At 61.5% G+C, this 21,905-nt stretch carries 16 protein-coding genes and 1 other RNA gene; 13 read left to right on the plus strand and 4 right to left on the minus strand.

Annotated features, from left to right (window positions below; genetic code table 11):
• Window positions 1–38 precede the first annotated feature (38 nt).
• From HBN98_RS13445 to HBN98_RS13475, 7 genes are all read left to right on the plus strand, one after another.
• A complete protein-coding gene (locus HBN98_RS13445) occupies window positions 39–698 on the plus strand; it encodes a GntR family transcriptional regulator (RefSeq protein ID WP_083366475.1) in 660 nt (219 codons plus the stop codon).
• A gap of 2 nt (window positions 699–700) precedes the next feature.
• Entirely contained in the window at window positions 701–4,189 is a 3,489-nt protein-coding gene (gene smc, locus HBN98_RS13450; protein ID WP_083366474.1) for a chromosome segregation protein SMC, read from the plus strand.
• 259 nt (window positions 4,190–4,448) lie between these two features.
• Window positions 4,449–5,312, plus strand: a complete 864-nt coding sequence (zipA, locus tag HBN98_RS13455) for a cell division protein ZipA (protein ID WP_064586778.1) — start codon at window positions 4,449–4,451, stop codon at window positions 5,310–5,312.
• Between the two features lie 123 nt (window positions 5,313–5,435).
• Entirely contained in the window at window positions 5,436–7,793 is a 2,358-nt protein-coding gene (ligA, locus tag HBN98_RS13460) for an NAD-dependent DNA ligase LigA (protein ID WP_083366473.1), read from the plus strand.
• 251 nt (window positions 7,794–8,044) lie between these two features.
• Window positions 8,045–9,208, plus strand: coding sequence for a zinc-binding metallopeptidase family protein (locus HBN98_RS13465; protein WP_083366472.1), 1,164 nt, complete (start codon window positions 8,045–8,047; stop codon window positions 9,206–9,208).
• A gap of 134 nt (window positions 9,209–9,342) precedes the next feature.
• An RNA gene (ffs, locus tag HBN98_RS13470) (signal recognition particle sRNA small type) lies at window positions 9,343–9,439 on the plus strand.
• 229 nt (window positions 9,440–9,668) lie between these two features.
• Complete coding sequence (locus tag HBN98_RS13475; RefSeq protein WP_083366471.1) at window positions 9,669–11,618, plus strand: hypothetical protein; 1,950 nt, start codon at window positions 9,669–9,671, stop codon at window positions 11,616–11,618.
• A 112-nt stretch (window positions 11,619–11,730) separates the two neighbouring features.
• On the opposite strand, the gene HBN98_RS13480 is transcribed toward HBN98_RS13475, so the two are convergent.
• A complete protein-coding gene (locus tag HBN98_RS13480; RefSeq protein WP_083366470.1) occupies window positions 11,731–12,480 on the minus strand; it encodes a substrate-binding periplasmic protein in 750 nt (249 codons plus the stop codon).
• Between the two features lie 145 nt (window positions 12,481–12,625).
• Between HBN98_RS13480 and dnaX the strand changes: the two genes are divergently transcribed.
• The 5 genes from dnaX (at window position 12,626) to HBN98_RS13505 (ending at window position 18,409) form a co-directional block, all read left to right on the plus strand.
• Window positions 12,626–14,725 carry a DNA polymerase III subunit gamma/tau gene (gene dnaX / locus HBN98_RS13485; protein ID WP_083366469.1) on the plus strand — a complete coding sequence of 700 codons (2,100 nt, stop codon included), beginning with the start codon at window positions 12,626–12,628 and terminating at the stop codon, window positions 14,723–14,725.
• Between the two features lie 67 nt (window positions 14,726–14,792).
• Window positions 14,793–15,131 carry a YbaB/EbfC family nucleoid-associated protein gene (locus HBN98_RS13490; protein WP_003223337.1) on the plus strand — a complete coding sequence of 113 codons (339 nt, stop codon included), beginning with the start codon at window positions 14,793–14,795 and terminating at the stop codon, window positions 15,129–15,131.
• Between the two features lie 273 nt (window positions 15,132–15,404).
• Window positions 15,405–16,439: an NADP-dependent oxidoreductase gene (locus HBN98_RS13495; protein WP_083366468.1), complete on the plus strand. Its 1,035-nt coding sequence runs from the start codon at window positions 15,405–15,407 to the stop codon at window positions 16,437–16,439.
• Between the two features lie 66 nt (window positions 16,440–16,505).
• Window positions 16,506–17,108 carry a recombination mediator RecR gene (gene recR / locus HBN98_RS13500; RefSeq protein ID WP_003223341.1) on the plus strand — a complete coding sequence of 201 codons (603 nt, stop codon included), beginning with the start codon at window positions 16,506–16,508 and terminating at the stop codon, window positions 17,106–17,108.
• 152 nt (window positions 17,109–17,260) lie between these two features.
• Window positions 17,261–18,409 (plus strand): acyl-CoA dehydrogenase family protein, encoded by a 1,149-nt coding sequence (locus tag HBN98_RS13505; RefSeq protein WP_083366467.1) that lies wholly within the window; start codon window positions 17,261–17,263, stop codon window positions 18,407–18,409.
• A 110-nt stretch (window positions 18,410–18,519) separates the two neighbouring features.
• Here HBN98_RS13505 and HBN98_RS13510 read toward each other — a convergent pair whose 3' ends face one another.
• Together HBN98_RS13510 and fnr are read right to left on the minus strand one after the other, a co-directional pair.
• The gene (locus HBN98_RS13510) at window positions 18,520–19,068 is read right to left on the minus strand and encodes an adenine phosphoribosyltransferase (protein WP_083366466.1); all 549 of its coding nucleotides are present in this window, start codon (window positions 19,066–19,068) and stop codon (window positions 18,520–18,522) included.
• 78 nt (window positions 19,069–19,146) lie between these two features.
• Window positions 19,147–19,881 (minus strand): fumarate/nitrate reduction transcriptional regulator Fnr, encoded by a 735-nt coding sequence (gene fnr, locus HBN98_RS13515; protein ID WP_025110355.1) that lies wholly within the window; start codon window positions 19,879–19,881, stop codon window positions 19,147–19,149.
• A 155-nt stretch (window positions 19,882–20,036) separates the two neighbouring features.
• Here fnr and HBN98_RS13520 point away from each other — a divergent pair, with 155 nt between their 5' ends.
• On the plus strand, window positions 20,037–20,519 hold the full coding sequence (locus HBN98_RS13520; protein ID WP_083366465.1) for a hypothetical protein: 483 nt from the start codon (window positions 20,037–20,039) through the stop codon (window positions 20,517–20,519).
• Here the strand turns inward: HBN98_RS13520 and hemN are convergent.
• Window positions 20,516–21,898, minus strand: coding sequence for an oxygen-independent coproporphyrinogen III oxidase (gene hemN, locus HBN98_RS13525; protein ID WP_064586789.1), 1,383 nt, complete (start codon window positions 21,896–21,898; stop codon window positions 20,516–20,518). The genes HBN98_RS13520 and hemN overlap by 4 nt on opposite strands.
• Window positions 21,899–21,905 lie beyond the last annotated feature (7 nt).

The following is a 21,905-nucleotide window of genomic DNA, read 5'->3' on the forward strand; positions in this document are numbered from 1 at the left end:
GCGCCGCTTGTGCAGATCGAAGAGTTTGAAGGACAACCATGACGTTCAAGGCGCCGGACAGCCTCGCCGAGCAAATTGCTCACCACCTCGCCGAACGCATCATTCGCGGCGAAATGAAGCCGGGAGAGCGCATTCAGGAACAGAAGGTCACGCTGGCCCTCAATGTCAGCCGCGGATCGGTCCGCGAAGCCCTGCTGATCCTCGAACGCCGCCACCTGATCGCGATCCTGCCGCGACGTGGCGCCCATGTCACCGAACTCACCGCGCACAAGGTGCAGAGCCTGTGCACGCTGATGAGCGAGCTGTACATCCTGCTCGGCAATGCGGTCGCCAATGGCTGGCAGACCCAGGCCGATATGGCGCCGTTCGTGCAGATCCAGCAGCGCCTGAGCGCCAGCTACGAGCGCCAGGACATCCGCACCTTCGTCGACGACAGCTTCGCCGTGATGCGCGCCGCGTACCCGTTCGCCAACAACCCGTACCTGCAAGAGACCGTCGAGAACCTGCAGCCGGCCATGAGCCGCGCCTACTTCCTCGCCCTCGAACAGCGCAAGGCCGAAATGAGCGAGTTCCTCGAACTGTTCGAACGCCTGCTGGCCGCTGTGCTTGCCCGTGATTTGCCGCAGATCCGCATCGTGCTGACGGCTTACGCCCAGCGCAGCTGCGATCTGGTGGTCTCCGCCCTGACGGTTGCCTGAGCGTGCGGCTAAAGTGCATCAAACTGGCGGGGTTCAAATCCTTCGTCGATCCGACCACGGTGAACTTCCCCAGTAACATGGCGGCGGTCGTCGGGCCGAACGGTTGCGGCAAGTCGAACATCATCGACGCCGTACGCTGGGTGATGGGCGAAAGTTCGGCGAAGAACCTCCGTGGCGAGTCGATGACCGACGTCATCTTCAACGGCTCGACCAGCCGCAAACCGGTGAGCCAGGCGAGCATCGAGCTGGTGTTCGACAACTCCGACGGCACCCTGGTCGGCGAATACGCGGCGTATGCCGAAATTTCCATTCGGCGCAAAGTCACCCGCGACAGCCAGAACAGCTATTTCCTCAACGGCGCCAAATGCCGCCGTCGCGACATCACCGATATCTTCCTCGGCACCGGCCTCGGCCCGCGCAGCTACTCGATCATCGAGCAGGGGATGATCTCCAAGCTGATCGAAGCCAAGCCCGAAGACCTGCGCAACTTCATCGAAGAAGCGGCGGGCATCTCCAAGTACAAGGAGCGTCGGCGCGAGACCGAAAACCGCATTCGCCGGACCCACGAAAACCTCGCGCGTCTGACCGACTTGCGTGAAGAGCTCGAACGCCAGCTCGAGCGCCTGCACCGGCAAGCCGAATCCGCGAAGAAGTATCAGGAATACAAAGCCGAAGAGCGTCAGCTCAAGGCGCAACTGTCGGCCCTGCGTTGGCAGGATCTGAACGATCAGGTCGGCCAGCGCGAGTCGATCATCGGCAACCAGGAAGTCAGTTTCGAGGCGCTGGTCGCCGAGCAGCGCAATGCCGACGCGGCCATCGAGCGCCTGCGTGACGGGCACCATGAACTGTCGGAACGCTTCAATCTGGTGCAAGGGCGCTTCTATTCGGTCGGCGGCGACATCGCCCGGGTCGAGCAGAGCATCCAGCACGGCCAGCAACGCTTGCGTCAGTTGCAGGATGACCTGAAAGAAGCCGAACGCGCGCGCCTGGAAACCGAATCGCACCTGGGCCACGACCGCACGCTGCTGCTGACCCTTGGCGAAGAGCTGGATATGCTCACCCCCGAGCAGGAAGTCACCAGCGCCGCCGCCGAAGAAGCTGCCGCTGCGCTGGAAGATTCCGAAAGCGTCATGCACGGCTGGCAGGAGCAGTGGGACGCCTTCAACCTGACCGCCGCCGAACCACGGCGTCAGGCCGAAGTGCAGCAGTCGCGCATCCAGCAACTGGAAACCAGCATGGAGCGTCTGGCCGATCGGCAAAAGCGTCTCGCCGAAGAGCGTGATTTGCTCTCCGCCGACCCGGAAGACGCCGCGATCATGGCGCTCAACGAGCAGCTCGCCGAGTCCGAAGCGACCCTTGAAGATTTGCAGACCAGCGAAGAAGCGCAGGTCGAAAAGCTCGAGCAACTGCGTCAGGAATTGCAGCAGGCGCTGACCGCGCAACAACAGGCGCAGGGCGATTTGCAGCGGCTCAACGGTCGTCTGGCGTCGCTGGAAGCCTTGCAGCAAGCCGCGCTCGATCCGGGCACCGGCACCGCTGAATGGCTGAAAGAACACAACCTCGCCGAACGTCCGCGACTGGCCGAAGGCCTGAAGGTCGAGGCGGGTTGGGAGCTGGCGGTGGAAACCGTGCTCGGCGCCGATCTGCAAGCGGTGCTGGTCGACGATTTCAGCGGCTTCGATCTGTCCGGATTCACTCAAGGTGATCTGCGCCTGCTCAGCCCCGCCGGCGATGGCGTGCGGGTGGCGGGCAGTCTGCTGGATAAAGTCGAGGCGCAGATCGATCTGTCGCCGTGGCTCGGCCAGGTCAAGCCGGTCGACAGCCTGGAGCAGGCGCTGTCCCTGCGCGGCCAGTTGAGCGCCGGGCAGAGCCTGATCAGCCGCGATGGTTACTGGGTCGGTCGGCACTTTCTGCGAGTGCGTCGCGCCAGTGAAGCCGAGAGCGGCATGCTCGCCCGGGGCCAGGAAATCGAGACGCTGCAGGCTGAACGCGAAGAGCGCGAAGCCACCGTCGAAGCCATGGAAACCCGTTTGCAGACCTTGCGTGCGCAACAGCGTCAGCAGGAAAACGGCCGTGAGCATTTGCGTCGCTTGCTGCAAGACGAAGCGCGTGCGCAAGGCGAATTGAAAGCCCAGTTGTCCGCCGGCAAAGCCAAGGCTGAACAACTGACGCTGCGCCGCACGCGTCTTGACGAAGAGCTGGTCGAACTCGGCGAACAACGCGAGCTCGAGCACGAACAGGTCGGCGAAGCGCGCATGCAATTGCAGGAAGCGCTCGACGCCATGGCGCTGGACACCGAGCAGCGCGAGTTGCTGCTGGCGCAGCGCGACAGCCTGCGCGAACGCCTCGACCGCGTGCGTCAGGAAGCCCGTCAGCACAAGGATCACGCTCATCAACTGGCCGTGCGTCTTGGCTCGTTGCGCGCGCAGCATGACTCCACGCGTCAGGCGCTGGAACGTCTGGAAATGCAGGCCGAGCGCCTCACCGAAAAACGCGAACAGTTGAGTCTTAATCTGGAGGAGGGCGAGGCGCCGCTGGAAGAGCTGCGCCTGAAACTCGAAGAGCTGCTCGACAAACGCATGACGGTCGACGAAGAACTGAAGACCGCGCAAATCGCGCTGGAAGACGCTGACCGCGAATTGCGCGAGGCGGAAAAACGCCGGACCCAGGCCGAGCAGCAATCGCAACTGATCCGTGGCCAGCTCGAACAGCAGCGCATGGAATGGCAAGCGCTGACCGTGCGGCGCAAGGCGTTGCAGGATCAACTGCTCGAAGACGGCTACGATCTCAATGGCGTGCTCGCGACCCTGACCCCCGAGGCCAGTGAACGCGCCGCCGAAGAAGAACTCGAACGCATCAATGCGCGGATTCAACGCCTGGGCGCGATCAACCTCGCGGCCATCGATGAGTACACGCAACAATCCGAGCGTAAACGTTATCTGGATGCGCAGGACGCCGATCTGGTCGAAGCCTTGGAGACCCTGGAAAACGTCATTCGCAAGATCGACAAGGAAACCCGTAACCGCTTCAAAGATACCTTTGATCAGATCAATGGCGGATTACAGGCACTTTTCCCGAAAGTTTTCGGTGGAGGCAGCGCCTATTTGGAACTGACGGGCGAAGATCTACTCGATACAGGGGTGACGATCATGGCGCGGCCGCCAGGAAAGAAGAACAGCACCATCCATTTGCTCTCTGGCGGCGAAAAAGCCCTGACCGCGCTGGCACTGGTGTTTGCGATCTTCAAATTGAATCCGGCGCCGTTCTGCATGCTCGATGAAGTTGACGCGCCACTGGATGACGCTAACGTTGGACGCTACGCACGATTGGTTAAAGAGATGTCGCAGACCGTGCAGTTCATCTATATCACCCACAACAAGATCGCCATGGAAATGGCCGATCAACTGATGGGTGTGACGATGCACGAGCCGGGTTGTTCGCGACTGGTTGCAGTGGATGTCGAGGAGGCGATGGCGATGGTGGACGCCTGAGCCTGCGTGGTGTCGGAAGGGTATTAATGGTCTGTAGGACTTTTTTACCGACTTCGACTTGCTGGCCAATCGACATATTCGCGCGAGCTAATGTGACAGACGGTGTAAAGTTGTCTTTGGTCGTGCTAGTTTAATGTCAATTTTTCGTATACGTGGGCAAAACGCCTGTCAGAACATAGAGTTGGCGCCACGTTTTAAAGCGGTTTGCACAATGTAAACCCCTTATTTTTCAGCATTTTTTATAGAGGCACGGGATTACATGGAAATCGGTCTGCGCGAGTGGCTGATCGTCATCGGCATCATTGTGATAGCCGGTATTCTTTTCGATGGCTGGCGCCGTATGCGCGGCGGCAAGGGAAAACTGAAATTCCGCCTTGACCGAAGTCTGTCCAACCTGCCGGACGAGGACACCAGCGCTGAGCTGTTGGGCCCGGCCCGTGTGCTGGACACACATAAAGAGCCGCAACTGGACGAACACGATCTGCCGTCGGTGAGCATGCCGGCCCGCGAAGCACGCGAGCCTCGCGAATCCGGCTCGAAACGTGGCAAGCGTGGGAACACTGGTCCGGCGCAGGGCGACCTGAACCTCGACCTGGATCTGGACAGCGGCCCGAGCTTCAGCAGCCGAGACGACGATTTCGTTGAAGACAGCAAGCCTTCGCCGGCTGTGGCCGACAAGGATCAGCCGCAAGCCGAAGAAGTTCTGGTGATCAGCGTGATCTGCCGCGACGCCGCCGGCTTCAAAGGCCCGGCACTGCTGCAGAACATTCTGGAAAGCGGTCTGCGTTTTGGCGAGATGGATATTTTCCACCGCCACGAAAGCATGGCCGGCAACGGTGAAGTGCTGTTCTCCATGGCCAACGCGGTCAAGCCGGGCATTTTCGATCTGGACGACATCGACCATTTCAGCACCCCGGCGGTGAGCTTCTTCCTCGGCCTGCCAGGCCCGCGTCATCCGAAGCAGGCCTTCGACGTGATGGTGGCGGCAGCGCGCAAGCTGTCCCAGGAACTGAACGGCGAGCTGAAAGACGACCAGCGCAGCGTGCTGACCGCGCAGACCATCGAGCACTACCGTCAGCGCATCGTCGAATTCGAACGCCGCGCCCTGACCCAGAAGCGCTAAAGGCCAGAGCGCAGTTGTGGCGAGGGAGCAAGTTCCCTCGCCACAATGTCCATAGCCTTGAGCTATCGTGATTTAGAAGATTGAGCAGCCTCGGCTGCTCTTTTGCTTTATGAGAGAACACCCATGACCGCCGCCAAAAACCGCATTCTAGAGCTGCGCGCTGAACTCGATCAGCACAACTACCGTTATCACGTCCTCGACGAGCCGAGCATTCCGGACGCCGAGTACGACCGGTTGTTCCACGAGCTCAAGGCACTGGAAGCGGCCAACCCGGAACTGATCACCAGCGACTCACCGACCCAGCGTGTCGGCAGCGTAGCGCTGACCGCGTTCACTCAGGTGCGTCACGAAGTGCCGATGCTCAGCCTCGGCAATGCCTTCGAAGAAACCGACATGCGCGAGTTCGACCGCCGGGTGACCGAAGGGCTGGATCTGCCGGCCGGTGATCTGTTCGGCGGCGGCGCAGCGGTGGAATACAGCTGCGAGCCGAAGCTCGATGGCCTGGCGGTCAGTCTGTTGTATCAGGACGGCGTGCTGGTGCGCGGAGCCACCCGTGGCGACGGCACCACCGGCGAAGACATCAGCGTCAACGTGCGCACCGTGCGCAACATTCCGCTGAAGCTGCACGGCACCGGATGGCCAGCGACCCTGGAAGTGCGCGGTGAAGTGTTCATGTCCAAGGCCGGTTTCGAACGCCTCAATGCCTCGCAACTGGAAGTCGGCGGCAAGACCTTCGCTAACCCGCGCAACGCCGCGGCGGGCAGCCTGCGTCAGCTGGATTCGAAGATCACCGCCAATCGCCCGCTGGAATTCTGCTGCTACGGCATCGGCCAGGTTTCTCACGATATTTCCGACACCCACATCGGCAACCTCAAGCAGTTGCAGAAGTGGGGCATGCCGATCAGCCATGAGCTGAAACTGGCCAAAGGCATTGGCGAGTGCCTGGATTACTACCGCGACATCGGCGAGCGGCGTAACTCGCTGGCCTACGAAATCGACGGCGTGGTGTTCAAGGTCAACAGCATCGCCGATCAGCGCGAGCTGGGCTTCCGCGCCCGCGAACCGCGCTGGGCCATCGCGCACAAATTCCCGGCCATGGAAGAACTCACCGAGCTGCTCGACGTGGAATTCCAGGTCGGTCGTACCGGTGCCGTCACACCAGTGGCGCGCTTGAAGCCGGTCAAAGTCGCTGGCGTCACTGTGGCCAACGCCACCCTGCACAACATGGATGAAGTCGCGCGCCTGGGCCTGATGATCGGTGACACCGTGATCATCCGCCGCGCCGGTGACGTGATTCCGCAGGTGGTGCAAGTGGTCACCGAACGTCGTCCTGACGACGCACGCCCTGTGCATATTCCAGAGAACTGCCCGGTCTGCGGCTCGCACGTCGAGCGCACGCAACTGGTCAAGCGCAGCAAGGGCAAGGAAACCATCAGCGAAGGTGCGGTGTATCGCTGCGTCGGTCGTCTGGCCTGTGGTGCGCAACTGAAGCAAGCGATCATTCACTTCGTGTCGCGCCGGGCGATGGACATCGAAGGCCTCGGCGACAAGAGTGTCGAGCAACTGGTCGATGAAGGTCTGGTCAGTTCGCCGGCGGATCTGTATGCGCTGAAGTTCGACGACATCGTCGATCTGGAAGGCTTCGCCGAAGTGTCCAGCAACAAGCTGCTGGCAGCGATTGAAGACAGCAAACAGCCGGGGCTGGCGCGGTTCATTTATGCGCTGGGCATTCCCGATGTTGGCGAGGAGACGGCCAAGGTCCTGGCGCGCTCGCTGGGTTCGCTGGAGCGCGTGCAGCAGGCGTTGCCGCAAGTGCTGACCTACCTGCCGGACATCGGCCTGGAAGTGGCGCACGAGATTCACAGCTTCTTTGAAGACGCGCACAACCAGCAGGTGATCACCGCGCTGCTGGGCCATGGTCTGCAAATTCAGGATCAGGGCGAGCTGGGTGCCGAGTTCGCCGCCAGCACCACCCTTGGTGGTCTGCTCGACAAGCTGCACATTCCCTCGGTCGGCCCGGGTGGGGCGCAGAAACTGGCGGACAAATTCGGCTCGCTGGAAGCGGTGATGAATGCCGACTGGCTGGACATGCGTCAGGCGCTGCCGGAGAAGCAGGCCAATTCAGTGCGTGAGTTCTTTGCTTCGCCAGAGCACCGGCAGATCGCTGAATCCGCCGAGAAACAACTGCGTGATTTCGGCATGCATTGGCTGAGCGAAAAGAAAGTCGTCGAAGGCCTGCCGCTGTCCGGCGAGACCTGGGTGCTGACCGGCAAGGTTGAGCTGATGAGCCGTGATGTCGCCAAGGAACATTTGGAAAGCCTTGGCGCCAAAGTCGCCGGCTCGGTCTCGGCGAAAACCCATTGTGTGGTCGCAGGCCCGGGTGCTGGCTCGAAACTCACCAAAGCCAATGAGCTGGGGGTGAAAGTGATGGACGAAGAAGCGTTTATTGCTTTCCTCAAGACCCACGGTATTTCTGCCTGAGACCTTTTTGGTCGGCAGTCTGCATTTGTGGTGAGGGAGCTTGCTCCCGCTCGGCGACGAAGTCGTCGCAAAATCGCCATCCTCGGTATTTCAGGATAAATGAGGTCGCATGGTTTTGGGGCTGCTTCGCAACCCAGCGGGAGCAAGCTCCCTCGCCACATCAGCAGTGTCACTAAGCAGCAGCACTTTGTTCGGGAACATTGTTGTCTTAAGAATGATCTAGTCTTGGCAAGCCCCAGGGAGAGATCGCCATGTACCGCTTTTTCGAGCAGCTCAGTTCTCGCATCGTCGCGCCGTTCATGGGCGAGTCTTCGCGCAACAGTAAAATCTGGCCGTGCCGCTGCGGCCAATCGTTGTTCTTTCGCAACAGCCAGTGCCTGGCCTGCAACGCTGCACTCGGCTACCAGCCGGAAGAAAGTCGCATCACGTCCTTGTCTCCCGGGTCAGAGGAGGGCACTTGGACGCTGGATGCCGATCCCGGTGCAGGACTGTTTCGCCGCTGTGCCAACCTCGACACCGCCGCCGCCTGCAACTGGCTGCTTCCCGCCAATGTCGATGATGCGTTGTGCGTCGCCTGCAGTCTCAATCGCACCATTCCTGACCTGTCGGTAGCGGAAAACCCCGAACGCTGGCGCAAGGTCGAAATCGCCAAACGGCGTCTTATCGCTCAATTGATCACCCTCGGCCTGCCGGTCATCCCGAAAACCGTGGATGAAGACACTGGGCTGGCCTTCGATTTCATCGGTGTCGACCTCGAAGGCAATGCGCCGATGACCGGCCACGCCAACGGCCTGATCACCCTCGACATCAAAGAAGCCGACGACGCCCACCGCGAGCAGGTAAGGGCGCAGATGCACGAACCCTATCGCACACTGCTCGGGCATTTCCGGCATGAGGTCGGGCATTATTACTGGGATCGCCTGATCGCCAACGGCCCGTGGCTCGAAGCCTTCCGCAACCTGTTCGGCGACGAGCGTGCCAGTTACGCCGAAGCGCTTGATCGCCATTACCAGCAGGGCGCACCGCTGGACTGGCCGCAACACTACGTCAGCGCCTACGCGACCATGCATCCATGGGAAGACTGGGCCGAAACCTGGGCGCATTACCTGCACATGATGGACGCGGTGGACACCGCACTGGGCTTTGGCATGAGTGCGCGGGAAATGGATTTCGACTACCAGCCGTTTCCCCCCAGCACCCTGTATGACCCGCAGCACCCCGGCGGCGCGGCATTCCTGTCGTTCGTCAACGCGTGGATCGAACTGGCGGGCATGCTCAACGAATTGTCACGCAGCATGGGCCAGCCGGATTTCTACCCGTTCGTGCTGCCGGCGGCGGCAATTGCCAAGCTGCACTTCATCCATCTGGTGATCCAGCAGGCGGGCGGTCGAGCGGACGAAGTCTTGAGCCTGTAGCAGCTGCCGCAGGCTGCGATCTTTATGTCCTTGAAGCCATTCATGTTTTTAATCTGAAACCAACGGTTGTAACTTCGCTTCAGATAGGTACAATGGCGCGGCTCGCCGACAGGTGAGTGTCGTTATGGTGACCCCATCGGTCCCCCCGCAACGATTACCCGTGAACCTGGTCAGATCCGGAAGGAAGCAGCCACAGCGGGAACATTGTGTGCCGGGGTGTGGCTGGTGGGGTTACCACCTTAACGAACATCGAGCGCTTCAACAGAACTGCATGGGTTTCGCCCACTGCGGTTTTTTTATGCCTGCGATTTGAGCTTTCACCCCAGCCCCTGCGGGAGCGAGCTTGCTCGCGAAGGCTGCATCCCCAATGCCTGTTCGGCCATCGTCGCGCAACAGTGGCATACTCCACCGTCTTGCTGCGCGCGTCGTTGACAAGTTCGCGCCCTGGCTACGAGGTTGTATGCACCCGGAACATCACGATTTATCCACCGCCGTTTACTTGCCCGTAACGGATGAAACCTGCGCGAGCCTGTTGCAGCCCGAGGGCGCGACAACCCTCGGCGAGCTGACGGATGCGCAACTGGCGGCAGTGCTGGTCATCCAGAATCTGGCCCAGGCCGCCGAAAAGGATCTCACCGCCACCGCGGTGGAGAAGGTCCTGGCCAGGTTGATCGCGTGGGCGGTCGATGGCCGCACAGGGCTGTTGTCCGAGGCGCAGCGACTGTTCGATCCGCGCCAGTTGTATTTCGGGCTGAATGCTCTGCGGCGGCTGAACCTGCGATTACTGTTGGCCGAAGAAGTCGCGGCGCAGGATTACCTGCTGCCCGATGGCAAATGGGATGACGAATTCAAGACGCGCCACCACGCCGTGAATAATCCGTTCAGCCAACAGATGATCAGCCCCATCCAGCGCGAGCGCTGGCTGAGCCCGGCACAAGACAAACTGGTCAGGACCTTCCGCGCCAATCTGGACGAAGACCTGCACGTGCAAGGCTACGCCGGGATCGGCAAGAGCCATCTGCTGGGAGCCCTGACCGAGTGCCTGGAACCCAGGAAAACCCTGCTGCTGGCGCGCACGCCGGAAAAACTGGCAACGCTGAGTCAGCGCATGGGCATCACCGGTGATCGCAAGCCCGGCATCACTTTCGAAGCGTTCGCGCGCGGGCTGATCCACGGCCGCAGGCCGCAGACGACAGGGACTGCCGCCCGGCTGGCGAGCAAGCAGAGCGTGGCGCAGGCGCTGAATATCCTCGGTTTTCGCGGCCATGATGCGCAACGGACCTTCAACGTCTGCCTGGAAACCCTCGAGCGCTATTGTCAGTCCCGGGATTACAGCCTGAGCGCCCAGCATCTGCCGTATTTCCAGCTGTCATTGTCCAGCCTCGAGTCCAAGGTGCTGCTGGAGTATTCCAGTCGCGTCTGGAGTTATCTCGAGGCCAACCCGGCGTGGGGCCGACAGAGCGGCTTCGAGGCCTTGTTGTTGATCAAGCGGGCGAGCCTGGCCGGCTGCGTGGTGCCGCCTCGTTACACCCATGTGCTGATCGACGAGAGCCAGGACATTCCGGCCTCGCTGCTGCAGATCATCGAGCGCGGTCGTCAGGTGCTGATCACCTTGGGCGATGAGTACCAGCACGCCAGCCGCGATCTGGTGAAAAGAAAGCGCGAGGTGCGCCAGAGCGATATCACCTATTCGGTGCGCTCGGGGCGTAACGTCGAGCGCCTGGTCAATCCGCTGATTTCCCGGCACTCGGAAAAGACCAAGGTGCCGTTCGAAGGTGCGCGTGAGGCGGACGTCGGGATCGAGTTTTATCCACAAGGCTTTGTGCCGCCCGAAGGTTGCGTGGTGCTGACCGCATCGCCGTGGGACACGATGATGTGGGCCATGCAATTGCACGACGCCAATTGCCTGTTCAGCTTTCCCGACATGAAAGCGCAGCGCGACCTCGAACATTTCATGACCACCGCCATTGAGCTGTTCAAGATCGATTATTACAGCGCCGAGCACAGCGAGAAGGGGCCGCACCGGTATTTCAGCGACTTGCCTGACTGGCAGCAGGTGCGCGCTGCCAATCAGTTCGACGAGGCGTTTCTGTGGGTCGAGGCCGAGCTGCAAAAAGGCTTCAAGGTCGCGGACCTGACCCGGCTGAACCGGATGATCGGCGCTCCCGGCAAGAGTTGCATGCTGATGCAGGCGCAGGAGGCGGGCGGCATGGAGTTCGACCGGGTGCTGCTGACGCCCGAGTTGCTGACCAACGTCAAGTTCAAGGATGCCTATGCGTTCGACGAGCGGATCTGCGCCGTGTACATCGCCATTTCCCGCGCCCGGCAGCAGCTTTATCTGCCGTACGATGTGGTGGAGTGGATCGAGTTTCACGACTACCAGAAATTCCGCGAGTCGCACGGCTACTGAATACCCGGCAACCCTCCCCTTGTAGGAGTGAGCCTGCTCGCGATAGCGTCATATCAGTCGACATCAACGTTGACTGAACCAGCCCTTCGCGAGCAGGCTCACTCCTAAAGGGTTATGGGTTGTCTTCGGCACTGCCGGTATACAACCGGATAATCTCATCAATCTCCCCCGACATTTTCATCCGCAGCATCGTGCGCAAGATCCGCTGCACCGGCACTTGCGGGGCATTCCTCACATAGCAGCCGACATGCTGCTCCTGCAACACGGTCACAGCGTGCAGTTGCTGCCCGGGCAGCAGGCGCTGGTTAAACCAGTCCAGGGTCCATTGATTGCTCACCGCGTAGCGGTAGCGCCCGGCCAGCAGTTTTTCCAGCACTTGCTCCTGATTGCGCGCGTCGTCGCGTTGCAGGTGATCGGCGTCGAACAGCGGTTGCAGGGTCGGGTAGGTGTAACCGAGCACGGTGCCGACCGATTGGCGGGGCAGGCGGGCGGGGTCGACGTGGGGCGGCTGAGCCTCGCGACTGATCAACAAATCGCGCTGGGACCACAACGGAATGCTCCAGATGTAATCCCCGGACTGATTCGGCAGCCACGATTGCGCGGCATAGCAGCGCACATCGACTTCGCCGCGCTCCATGGCGTTCTGCACCCGGGCGCGCGGCAGCACGTGAAATTCGGCCGGCACGCGGACCTGGGTCGCCAGGCTGAGCATCATGTCGTGAAGGATGCCCTGAGTCGGGCGGCCGCGCTCCAGTTGCACCATCGGCATCGCCCAGCTGTCGGCCACGACGAAGCGCAGCGGCGGCTCGGCGGCCGCTACGTTCAGGCTGATTCCCAGTAACGCTCCCACGGCCCACCGCATAAACGCTCCGGTAATTCTCGATCCCGGGCCGATAAAAGCCTCTGGTCATGCAGCTTAGCTAGATTAGACGAGCACACCGGATGCAATTTTGCCCTTGCTCCGCTAGCATTAGCCGCTTCAGCTTCCTTCGTTGCGACGGTTTTCGATGAGTTATCAGGTTCTTGCACGTAAATGGCGTCCGCGCTCGTTCCGCGAAATGGTCGGCCAGACCCATGTGCTCAAGGCTCTGATCAATGCCTTGGACAGCCAGCGGCTGCACCACGCGTACCTGTTCACCGGTACCCGCGGGGTCGGTAAGACCACCATTGCGCGGATCATTGCCAAATGCCTGAACTGTGAGACAGGTATCACTTCCAGCCCGTGTGGCGAGTGTTCGGTATGTCGCGAGATCGACGAGGGCCGCTTCGTCGACCTGATCGAGATCGACGCCGCGAGCCGGACCAAGGTCGAAGACACCCGCGAACTGCTCGACAACGTGCAGTACGCCCCGAGCCGTGGGCGCTTCAAGGTCTATCTGATCGACGAAGTGCACATGCTCTCCAGCCATTCCTTCAATGCGCTGCTGAAAACCCTCGAAGAGCCGCCGCCATACGTCAAGTTCATCCTGGCGACCACCGACCCGCAGAAACTTCCGGCAACGATTTTGTCGCGCTGCCTGCAGTTCTCCCTGAAGAACATGACGCCCGAGCGTGTGGTCGAGCACTTGACCCACGTTCTGACGGCCGAAAACGTGCCGTTCGAAGACGACGCGCTGTGGTTGCTCGGTCGCGCCGCTGACGGCTCGATGCGGGACGCCATGAGCCTGACCGACCAGGCCATCGCCTTCGGTGAAGGCAAGGTGCTGGCCGCCGACGTGCGGGCGATGCTCGGTACGCTGGATCATGGCCAGGTCTATGACGTCCTGCATTCGTTGATCGAAGGCGATGCCAAGGCGTTGCTCGAGGCCGTGCGCCACCTGGCCGAGCAAGGCCCGGACTGGAACGGTGTGCTCTCGGAAATTCTCAACGTGCTGCACCGCGTGGCCATCGCCCAGGCGTTGCCGGAAGGTGTCGACAACGGTCATGGCGACCGGGATCGCGTTTTGGCGCTGGCTCAGGCGCTGCCGGCCGAAGACGTGCAGTTCTATTACCAGATGGGCCTGATCGGTCGGCGCGATTTGCCGCTGGCGCCGGACCCCCGGGGCGGCTTCGAGATGGTCCTGCTGCGGATGCTGGCCTTCCGGCCGGCGGACACCGCGGACGCCCCGAGGCAACCGCTAAAGCCAGTGGGGATCAGCCAGGCCACAGTTGATTCCGCACACTCAGTGGCTGCCGCGCCGAAACCTGCGCCGGTAGTTGCTGCGGCGGTTGCGCCGACGCCTGCGCCTGCACCGGTTGCTGCTCCGGCCCCGGCTGCGGAGCCCGCGCCTGCCGTGGTCGCCGAGCCGGCACCGGCACCAGTGCCCCAGCCAGAACCCGAGCCGATCGTCGCCGAAGAGGTTGTCGACCTGCCGTGGAACGATCCGGTCGAACCCGAGCCCGAACCTGCGCAGCAGCCAGCCGTCGAGCCGGTGCTGGAAACCGAAGGCGAGCAGCCCGAGTTGCCGCCGATGCCGCTGCCGACCCCGGACAGCGTGGTGCCGGACGCGCCGGAATGGGCCGCTGCGCCGATTCCCGAGCCGTCGGTGGCCGACGTCGATGCCGCCACACCGGGCATGGACCTGGACGACGAGCCGCCGCTGGACGAAGACTACATCGAGCCGGACCTGGATTCGGCCTACAGCTACCTCGACGACCTGGCCAGCGAACACACCGCCGAGCCCGCCCCGGAACCCGAACCGGAGCCTGCCGCCGCGCCGGCCACCGGTCTGGCACTGCAGTGGCTGGAGCTGTTCCCGCAACTGCCGATTTCCGGCATGACCGGCAGCATCGCCGCCAACTGCACATTGATCGCGGTCGATGGCGACCATTGGCTGATGCACCTGGACCCGGCGCACAGTGCGCTGTTCAACGCCACGCAGCAGCGGCGCCTGAACGATGCGTTGAACCAGTTCCACGGTCGCACGCTGACCCTGACCATCGAGCTGATCAAGCCCGAACAGGAGACCCCGGCCCAGGCTGCGTCCCGCCGCCGGGCCAACCGTCAGCGCGAGGCGGAGGAATCGATCCACGGTGATCCGTTCATCCAGCAGATGGTCCAGCAGTTCGGTGCGGTCGTGCGACACGATACTATTGAACCTGTCGATGCCTTGGTCACCCAAGGCTAATAACTGAGGGCGTTCGGTGTTAAGCGCCGGGCGCTGTTTTGATCCAAGTACTTTTGAGGTGATTCCCATGATGAAAGGTGGCATGGCCGGCCTGATGAAGCAGGCGCAGCAGATGCAGGAAAAAATGGCCAAGATGCAGGAAGAACTGGCCAACGCCGAAGTCACCGGCAAGGCCGGTGGCGATATGGTCACCGTGGTGATGACCGGTCGTCACGACGTGAAAAGCGTCAGCATCGACCCAAGCCTGGTTGAAGGCCTGAGCGAAGACGACAAAGAAATGCTGGAAGCCGTGGTCGCTGCCGCCGTCAACGACGCCGTGCGCAAGATCGAAGCCAACAGCCAGGAAAAAATGGGCAGCATGACCGCCGGCATGAACCTGCCAGCGGGTATGAAACTGCCATTCTGATTCGCCATTGCGCGGCAGATGAGCGACACAAAATGCCAGGCATCGCGCCTGGCATTTTTGTTTCTGCCTGATCAGCTACAACCACCTGTAGGAGCTGTCGAGTGAAACGAGGCTGCGATCTTTTGATTCTGTTTTTTACAAGCAAGATCAAAAGATCGCAGCGTGCCGCAGCTCCTACATGAATTTCGTGCAGTGAGAAACATCGAACCCGGCACCGCGACCCAAGGTCTGCTTCCTATACCCCCGAATTCACCCTTCACAGGAGACGCTGACATGTCCGACCCTCTGACCCTCAACCAACGCATCGTCCTGGCCTCCCGCCCAGTGGGCGCGCCAACCCCGGAAAACTTCCGTCTGGAGCGCGAAGCGTTGCCGGACCTCGAAGACGGTCAGGTGCTGCTGAAAACCCAGTACCTGTCCCTCGACCCGTACATGCGCGGGCGCATGAGTGATGCGCCGTCCTACGCCGCGCCGGTAGAAATCGGTGAGGTGATGACCGGTGGCGCTGTCAGCCTTGTCGAAGATTCCCGTCATCCGAAATTCCACAAGGGTGATCTGGTGGTTGGCGCAACAGGCTGGCAGAGCCACAGCATCAGCGACGGCCGTAACATCATCCCGATCCCGTCCGGCCTGCCGAGCCCATCGATGGCCCTTGGCGTGTTAGGCATGCCGGGGATGACCGCGTACATGGGCCTGATGGACATCGGTCAACCGAAAGAGGGCGAAACCCTGGTGGTCGCTGCCGCGTCCGGGGCGGTCGGTTCGGTGGTCGGTCAGGTGGCGAAGATCAAAGGCTTGCGCGCCGTGGGCGTGGCCGGTGGTGCCGAGAAGTGCAAGTACGTCGTAGACGAGCTCGGCTTTGATGCTTGCATTGATCACAAGGCGCCGGACTTTGCCGAGCAACTGGCCAAGGCGTGCCCGAACGGCATCGATATCTATTACGAGAACGTCGGTGGGCATGTGTTCGAGGCCGTGCTGCCGCTGCTCAACCCCAAGGCGCGGATTCCGCTGTGCGGGCTGATCGCCGGTTACAACGCCTCTGAAGCGCCGCAAGGCCCGGATCGTCTGCCGACGTTGCAACGTACGTTGCTGACCAAGCGTGTGCGGATTCAGGGCTTCATCGTGTTCGACGACTATGGCGACCGTCAGCCGGAATTCATCAGCCACATGGTGCCGTGGGTGCGTGACGGCAAGGTGAAATTCCGCGAGGACGTGGTGGAAGGCCTGGAGCAGGCGCCCGAGGCGTTTATCGGTCTGCTGGAGGGGCGCAACTTCGGCAAACTGGTTGTGAAGGTCGCCCAGGACTGAGCATTTGACGCTGGCCAGAGGCGCGGGTATAAACCGCGTCTCGTTGTTTTGTCGGACTTTTTACCCATGAGCTTCAGCCCTTTGATTCGCCAACTGATCGATGCCCTGCGAACCTTGCCGGGCGTGGGTCAGAAAACCGCCCAGCGTATGGCGTTGCAGTTGCTCGAGCGTGACCGCAGTGGCGGCACGCGCCTGGCCCAGGCCCTGAGCCAGGCCATGGAAGGGGTCGGTCATTGCCGTCAGTGCCGCACGCTGACCGAAGATGACCTGTGCCCGCAATGCGCCGATACCCGCCGCGACGACACGCTGCTGTGCGTGGTGGAAGGGCCGATGGACGTGTATGCGGTGGAGCAGACCGGTTTCCGTGGGCGTTACTTCGTGCTCAAGGGTCATCTGTCGCCGTTGGACGGTCTGGGGCCGGAAGCCATTGGTATTCCGCAGTTGATGGCGCGAATTGAAGAGGCAGGCACCTTTACTGAAGTCATCCTCGCCACCAACCCGACGGTGGAAGGTGAGGCGACCGCGCATTACATCGCCCAGCTTCTCAGCAACAAAGGCCTGATCGCCTCGCGGATTGCCCATGGTGTGCCGCTGGGCGGTGAGCTGGAGCTGGTGGATGGCGGCACGCTGGCGCATTCGTTTGCCGGGCGTAAGCCGATTTCCCTCTGATCAAAGCCAAAGATCGCAGCCTTCGGCAACTCCTACAGGGACGCATTCCTAATGTAGGAGCTGCCGAAGGCTGCGATCTTTTGATCTTCTGCATCTTGAAAACCAAGCAAGCGCTCGGTTAACGTCGGCCAACCCTTCGATGGAGTTCGCCGATGCCTGCCTTCCAGGAATACTTCGACCCCAGCCACCAAATGGTCCGCGACAGCGTCAGACGTTTCGTCGAACGCGAAATCCTGCCGGACGTCGACGCGTGGGAAGAGGCCGAGAGCTTTCCCCGTGAGCTGTACCTGAAGGCCGGGGCGGCGGGGATTCTCGGCATCAGTTATCCCGAAGCGCTGGGTGGCAGCCACGAAGGTGATGTGTTCGCCAAGGTCGCCGCCAGTGAAGAGCTGATGCGCTGCGGCTCCGGCGGTCTGGTGGCGGGGCTGGGGTCGCTGGATATCGGCCTGCCACCGATCGTCAAATGGGCGCGGCCCGAGTTGCGCGACCGTATTGTGCCGGCCGTGCTCAGCGGCGAGAAAATCAGCGCCCTGGCGATTACCGAGCCCGGTGGCGGTTCCGACGTCGCCAACCTGCAAACCCGCGCCGTGCGTGACGGCGATGTCTATCGGGTCAGCGGCAGCAAAACCTTCATCACCAGTGGCGTACGCGCGGATTTCTACACCGTCGCGGTGCGCACCGGCGCGCCGGGTTTCGGCGGCATCAGCCTGTTGCTGATCGAGAAGGGCACCCCAGGCTTCACCGTAGGCCGCCAGTTGAAAAAAATGGGCTGGTGGGCCTCGGACACCGCTGAACTGTTCTTCGACGATTGTCGGGTGCCTGTGGGCCATCTGATCGGCGCCGAGAACATGGGCTTCGCCTGCATCATGGGCAATTTCCAGAGCGAGCGGCTGGCGCTGGCGCTGATGGCCAACATGACGTCACAACTGGCGCTGGAAGAAGCCCTGAAGTGGGCGCGTGCGCGTGAGGCGTTCGGCAAGCCGATCGGCAAATTCCAGGTGATCAAGCATCGTCTGGCCGAAATGGCCACGGCGCTGGAGGTGTCGCGGGAGTTTACCTATCGGCAGGCGGCGAAGATGGCGGCGGGGCAGAGCGTGATCAAGGAGATTTCCATGGCCAAGAATTTTGCCACGGATACGTCGGACCGGATCACTACCGAAGCGGTGCAGATTCTTGGCGGGCTGGGGTTTATGCGCGAAAGCCTGGTGGAGCGGCTGTATCGGGATAACCGCATTCTGTCGATTGGCGGCGGGACGCGGGAAGTGATGAACGAGATCATCAGCAAGCAGATGGGGCTTTAGGTTCTGCGTTGAGGCGGCCGACGCCTTCGCGAGCGGGCTCGCTCCCACAGGAGAATGCATTCCAAATGTGGGAGCGAGCCTGCTCGCGAAAGCGGTCTGACAGGCGCTACTTACTTATCAGTCAGGGCAAATCGCGTCAGACAGAAGGTCGGGATGCCCATGTCTTCCAGGCGCTGCGACCCCCCCAGCTCCGGCAGGTCAATGATCGCCGCCGCTTCATGCACACGGGCGCCCATGCGGCGGATCAGGTTGGCCGCTGCGATCAGCGTGCCACCGGTGGCAATCAGGTCATCGAACATCACCACCGAATCGCCTTCGCACAGGCTGTCGGCGTGCACTTCGAGGAAGGCTTCGCCGTACTCGGTCGCATAACCTTCGGCCAACACGTCCGCCGGCAGTTTGCCCTGCTTGCGGAACAGCACCAGCGGCTTGTTCAACTGGTAGGCCAGCACCGAACCGATCAGGAAACCGCGCGCATCCATCGCGCCGATGTGGGTGAAGTCGGCTTCCACATAGCGGTGGGCGAAGCTGTCCATCACCAGGCGCATGGCCTTGGGCGACTGGAACAGCGGGGTGATGTCGCGAAAGATCACGCCCGGTTTCGGGAAGTCGATCACGGGGCGGATCAGGGATTTGATTTCGAAGGAGTCGAAGACCATCGTCGAGGTGTCCTGGCAGGGCTGCAAACGGCGCAGTATACCCGCGGCTGAAACGCTTCGCTCAACCGCGGATCGAGATCAGCCTTCCAGCGAGCCGCCAGCCAGGGCGCAGAGCTGGATCGGGTCGAGAATGTGGATCTCCTTGCCCTCGGCGGCGATCAGTTCGTTCTGCTGGAAGCGCGTGAACACCCGGGACACGGTTTCCACCGCCAGGCCCAGGTAGTTGCCGATTTCGTTGCGCGACATGCTCAGGCGGAACTGGTTGGCCGAGAACCCGCGGGCGCGGAAACGTGCCGACAGGTTGACCAGGAACGTGGCGATGCGCTCGTCGGCGGTTTTCTTCGACAACAACAGCATCATTTGTTGGTCGTCGCGGATCTCGCGGCTCATCACGCGCATCAACTGGCGCCGCAGCTGCGGCAGTTGCAGGGCCAGTTCGTCGAGGCGTTCGAAGGGAATTTCACACACCGAGGTGGTTTCCAGCGCCTGGGCCGACACCGGGTGCTTCTCGGTGTCCATGCCGGACAGGCCGACCAGTTCGCTCGGCAGGTGGAAACCGGTGAGCTGTTCTTCGCCAGTGTCGCTCAGGCTGAAGGTTTTCAGAGCGCCGGAGCGTACTGCATAAACGGAATCGAAGGTGTCACCCTGGCGAAACAGGAACTCGCCTTTTTTCAGCGGGCGACCACGTTTAACGATTTCGTCCAGCGCATCCATGTCTTCCAGATTCAAAGAAAGTGGCAGGCAGAGAGGGGCCAGGCTGCAATCCTTGCAATGGGCCTGGTTGTGAGCGCGCAGTTTGACTGGCTCGGACATTTCTTAAATCCTTGTGGGAAAACACACATAAGCCGTAAGGGTAACCCACGGGAGGACATTCAGGCCAGTCCATGGCGACTTTGTCCCACGGGCGTAAAGCCGCAGGGCCAGTGGCCGATAAAGGGGTATCACCACGCACGCAAGGAGCCGCTTCGATGACTGCCATTGGTACGCTGAACCCCGGTAACAAAGGCGTTACGTCCTCGCCGGGTACCGCTCAAACCGCCGCAGGCGATGAACCGGGCCCCGAGGCATCGCTGCTGGCAACCCCGACCTTGGTCGAGGGTGTCAAAGTGTCGCTGTCCGGTGCCGCTATGACAAAAACCTTCAGCGCCGGGGGCGAGAACAGCGACATCGAAGACAGCGGCTTGCCCGAGAACGTCCAGCAGTTGTTGAAGATGATCCGCAAACTGCAAAAAGAGATCGCCGAGAAGAAAGCCCGGATGGCCGCCGTCATGGCCGACAAAACGCTGACCAACGAAGCCAAGGTCAACATGCTCGCCGCGCTGCGTGGTGCCATCGCGGCGTTGAACACCGGGCTGATCAGCGCCAATCTGGCCCTGTCCAAAGTCATGGATCAGTCCGGTCTTTCCGCCGAGCAAAACCTCAAGCTCGGCTCACTGCTGACAAAAAACTAGATCACCCGCGAGAAACGCTGACGGTTCTGCTGTGCCAGATACGCATCGAACACCATGCACACCGAGCGCACCAGCAGGCGTCCGGCCGGCAGCACTTCGATTCTTTCGCGATCAAGGGTGATCAGGCCATCGTTGGCCATGCCTTGCAGTTGCGGCCAAAGCGCGCCGAAATAGCCCTGAAAATCGATGTTGAACGCTTGCTCGATATCGGCGAACTCCAGGCTGAAGTTACAGATCAGTTGCTGGATCACCGCGCGGCGCAGGCGGTCGTCGGCATTGCATACCAGGCCACGGCTGGTCGCCAGTTGCGCGGCGGCGAGGGTGTTCTGGTACTGGTTGAGGTCGCTGCTGTTCTGGCAGTACAGGTCACCGATCTGGCTGATCGCAGAGACGCCCAGGCCAATCAAGTCGCAATGGCCATGGGTGGTGTAGCCCTGAAAGTTGCGTTGCAGGGTCTGCTCTTCCTGGGCGATCGCCAGCTCATCGTCGGGCAGGGCGAAGTGATCCATGCCGATGTAGCGGTAACCGGCAGCGGTCAGTTGCTCGATGGTGCGCTGGAGCATTTCCAGTTTGTGCGCAGGGCTCGGCAGCTCCTGGCTGTTGATCCGCCGCTGCGGCATGAAGCGCTCCGGCAGGTGCGCATAGTTGAACACCGAGAGCCGGTCCGGTTGCAGGCTGATGACTTCTTCAACGGTGCGCGCAAAGTTCTCCGGCGTCTGTTTGGGCAGACCGTAGATCAGGTCGATGTTGATCGAGCGAAATTGCAGGGTGCGCGCAGCATCTATCACCGCGCGGGTTTCTTCCAGGCTTTGCAGGCGATTGACCGCACGCTGGACCGCCGGGTCGAGGTCTTGCAGACCGATGCTGACCCGGTTGAAACCCAGTTCACGCAGCAGGCCCATGGTCGACCAGTCGGCCTCACGCGGGTCGATTTCGATGCCGTAGTCACCGGAGTCGTCATCCAGCAGGTTGAAGTGTTTGCGCAAATGCGCCATCAACTGCCGCAGCTCGTCATGGCTGAGAAAGGTCGGGGTGCCGCCGCCGAAGTGCAGCTGCTCGACTTTCTGCGCCGGCTCCAGATGGCAGGCAATCAGCTGGATTTCCTGCTCCAGTCGTTGCAGATAAGGCTGGGCGCGACCGCGATCCTTGGTGATGACCTTGTTGCAGGCGCAGTAATAGCAAATGTTCGCGCAGAACGGTACGTGCACGTACAGCGACAACGGGCGCAGCGCCTTGCGGCTGTCGCGCAGGGCATGGAACAGGTCGAACGTGCCGACCTGACTATTGAATTGCACGGCCGTCGGGTACGAGGTGTAGCGCGGCCCCGCCAGGTCGTAGCGGCGGATCAGATCAGTGTCCCAACGAATGGCGTCGAGCATGCGGGCA

Source organism: Pseudomonas koreensis, assembly GCF_012986595.1.
GTDB lineage: Bacteria > Pseudomonadota > Gammaproteobacteria > Pseudomonadales > Pseudomonadaceae > Aquipseudomonas > Aquipseudomonas koreensis.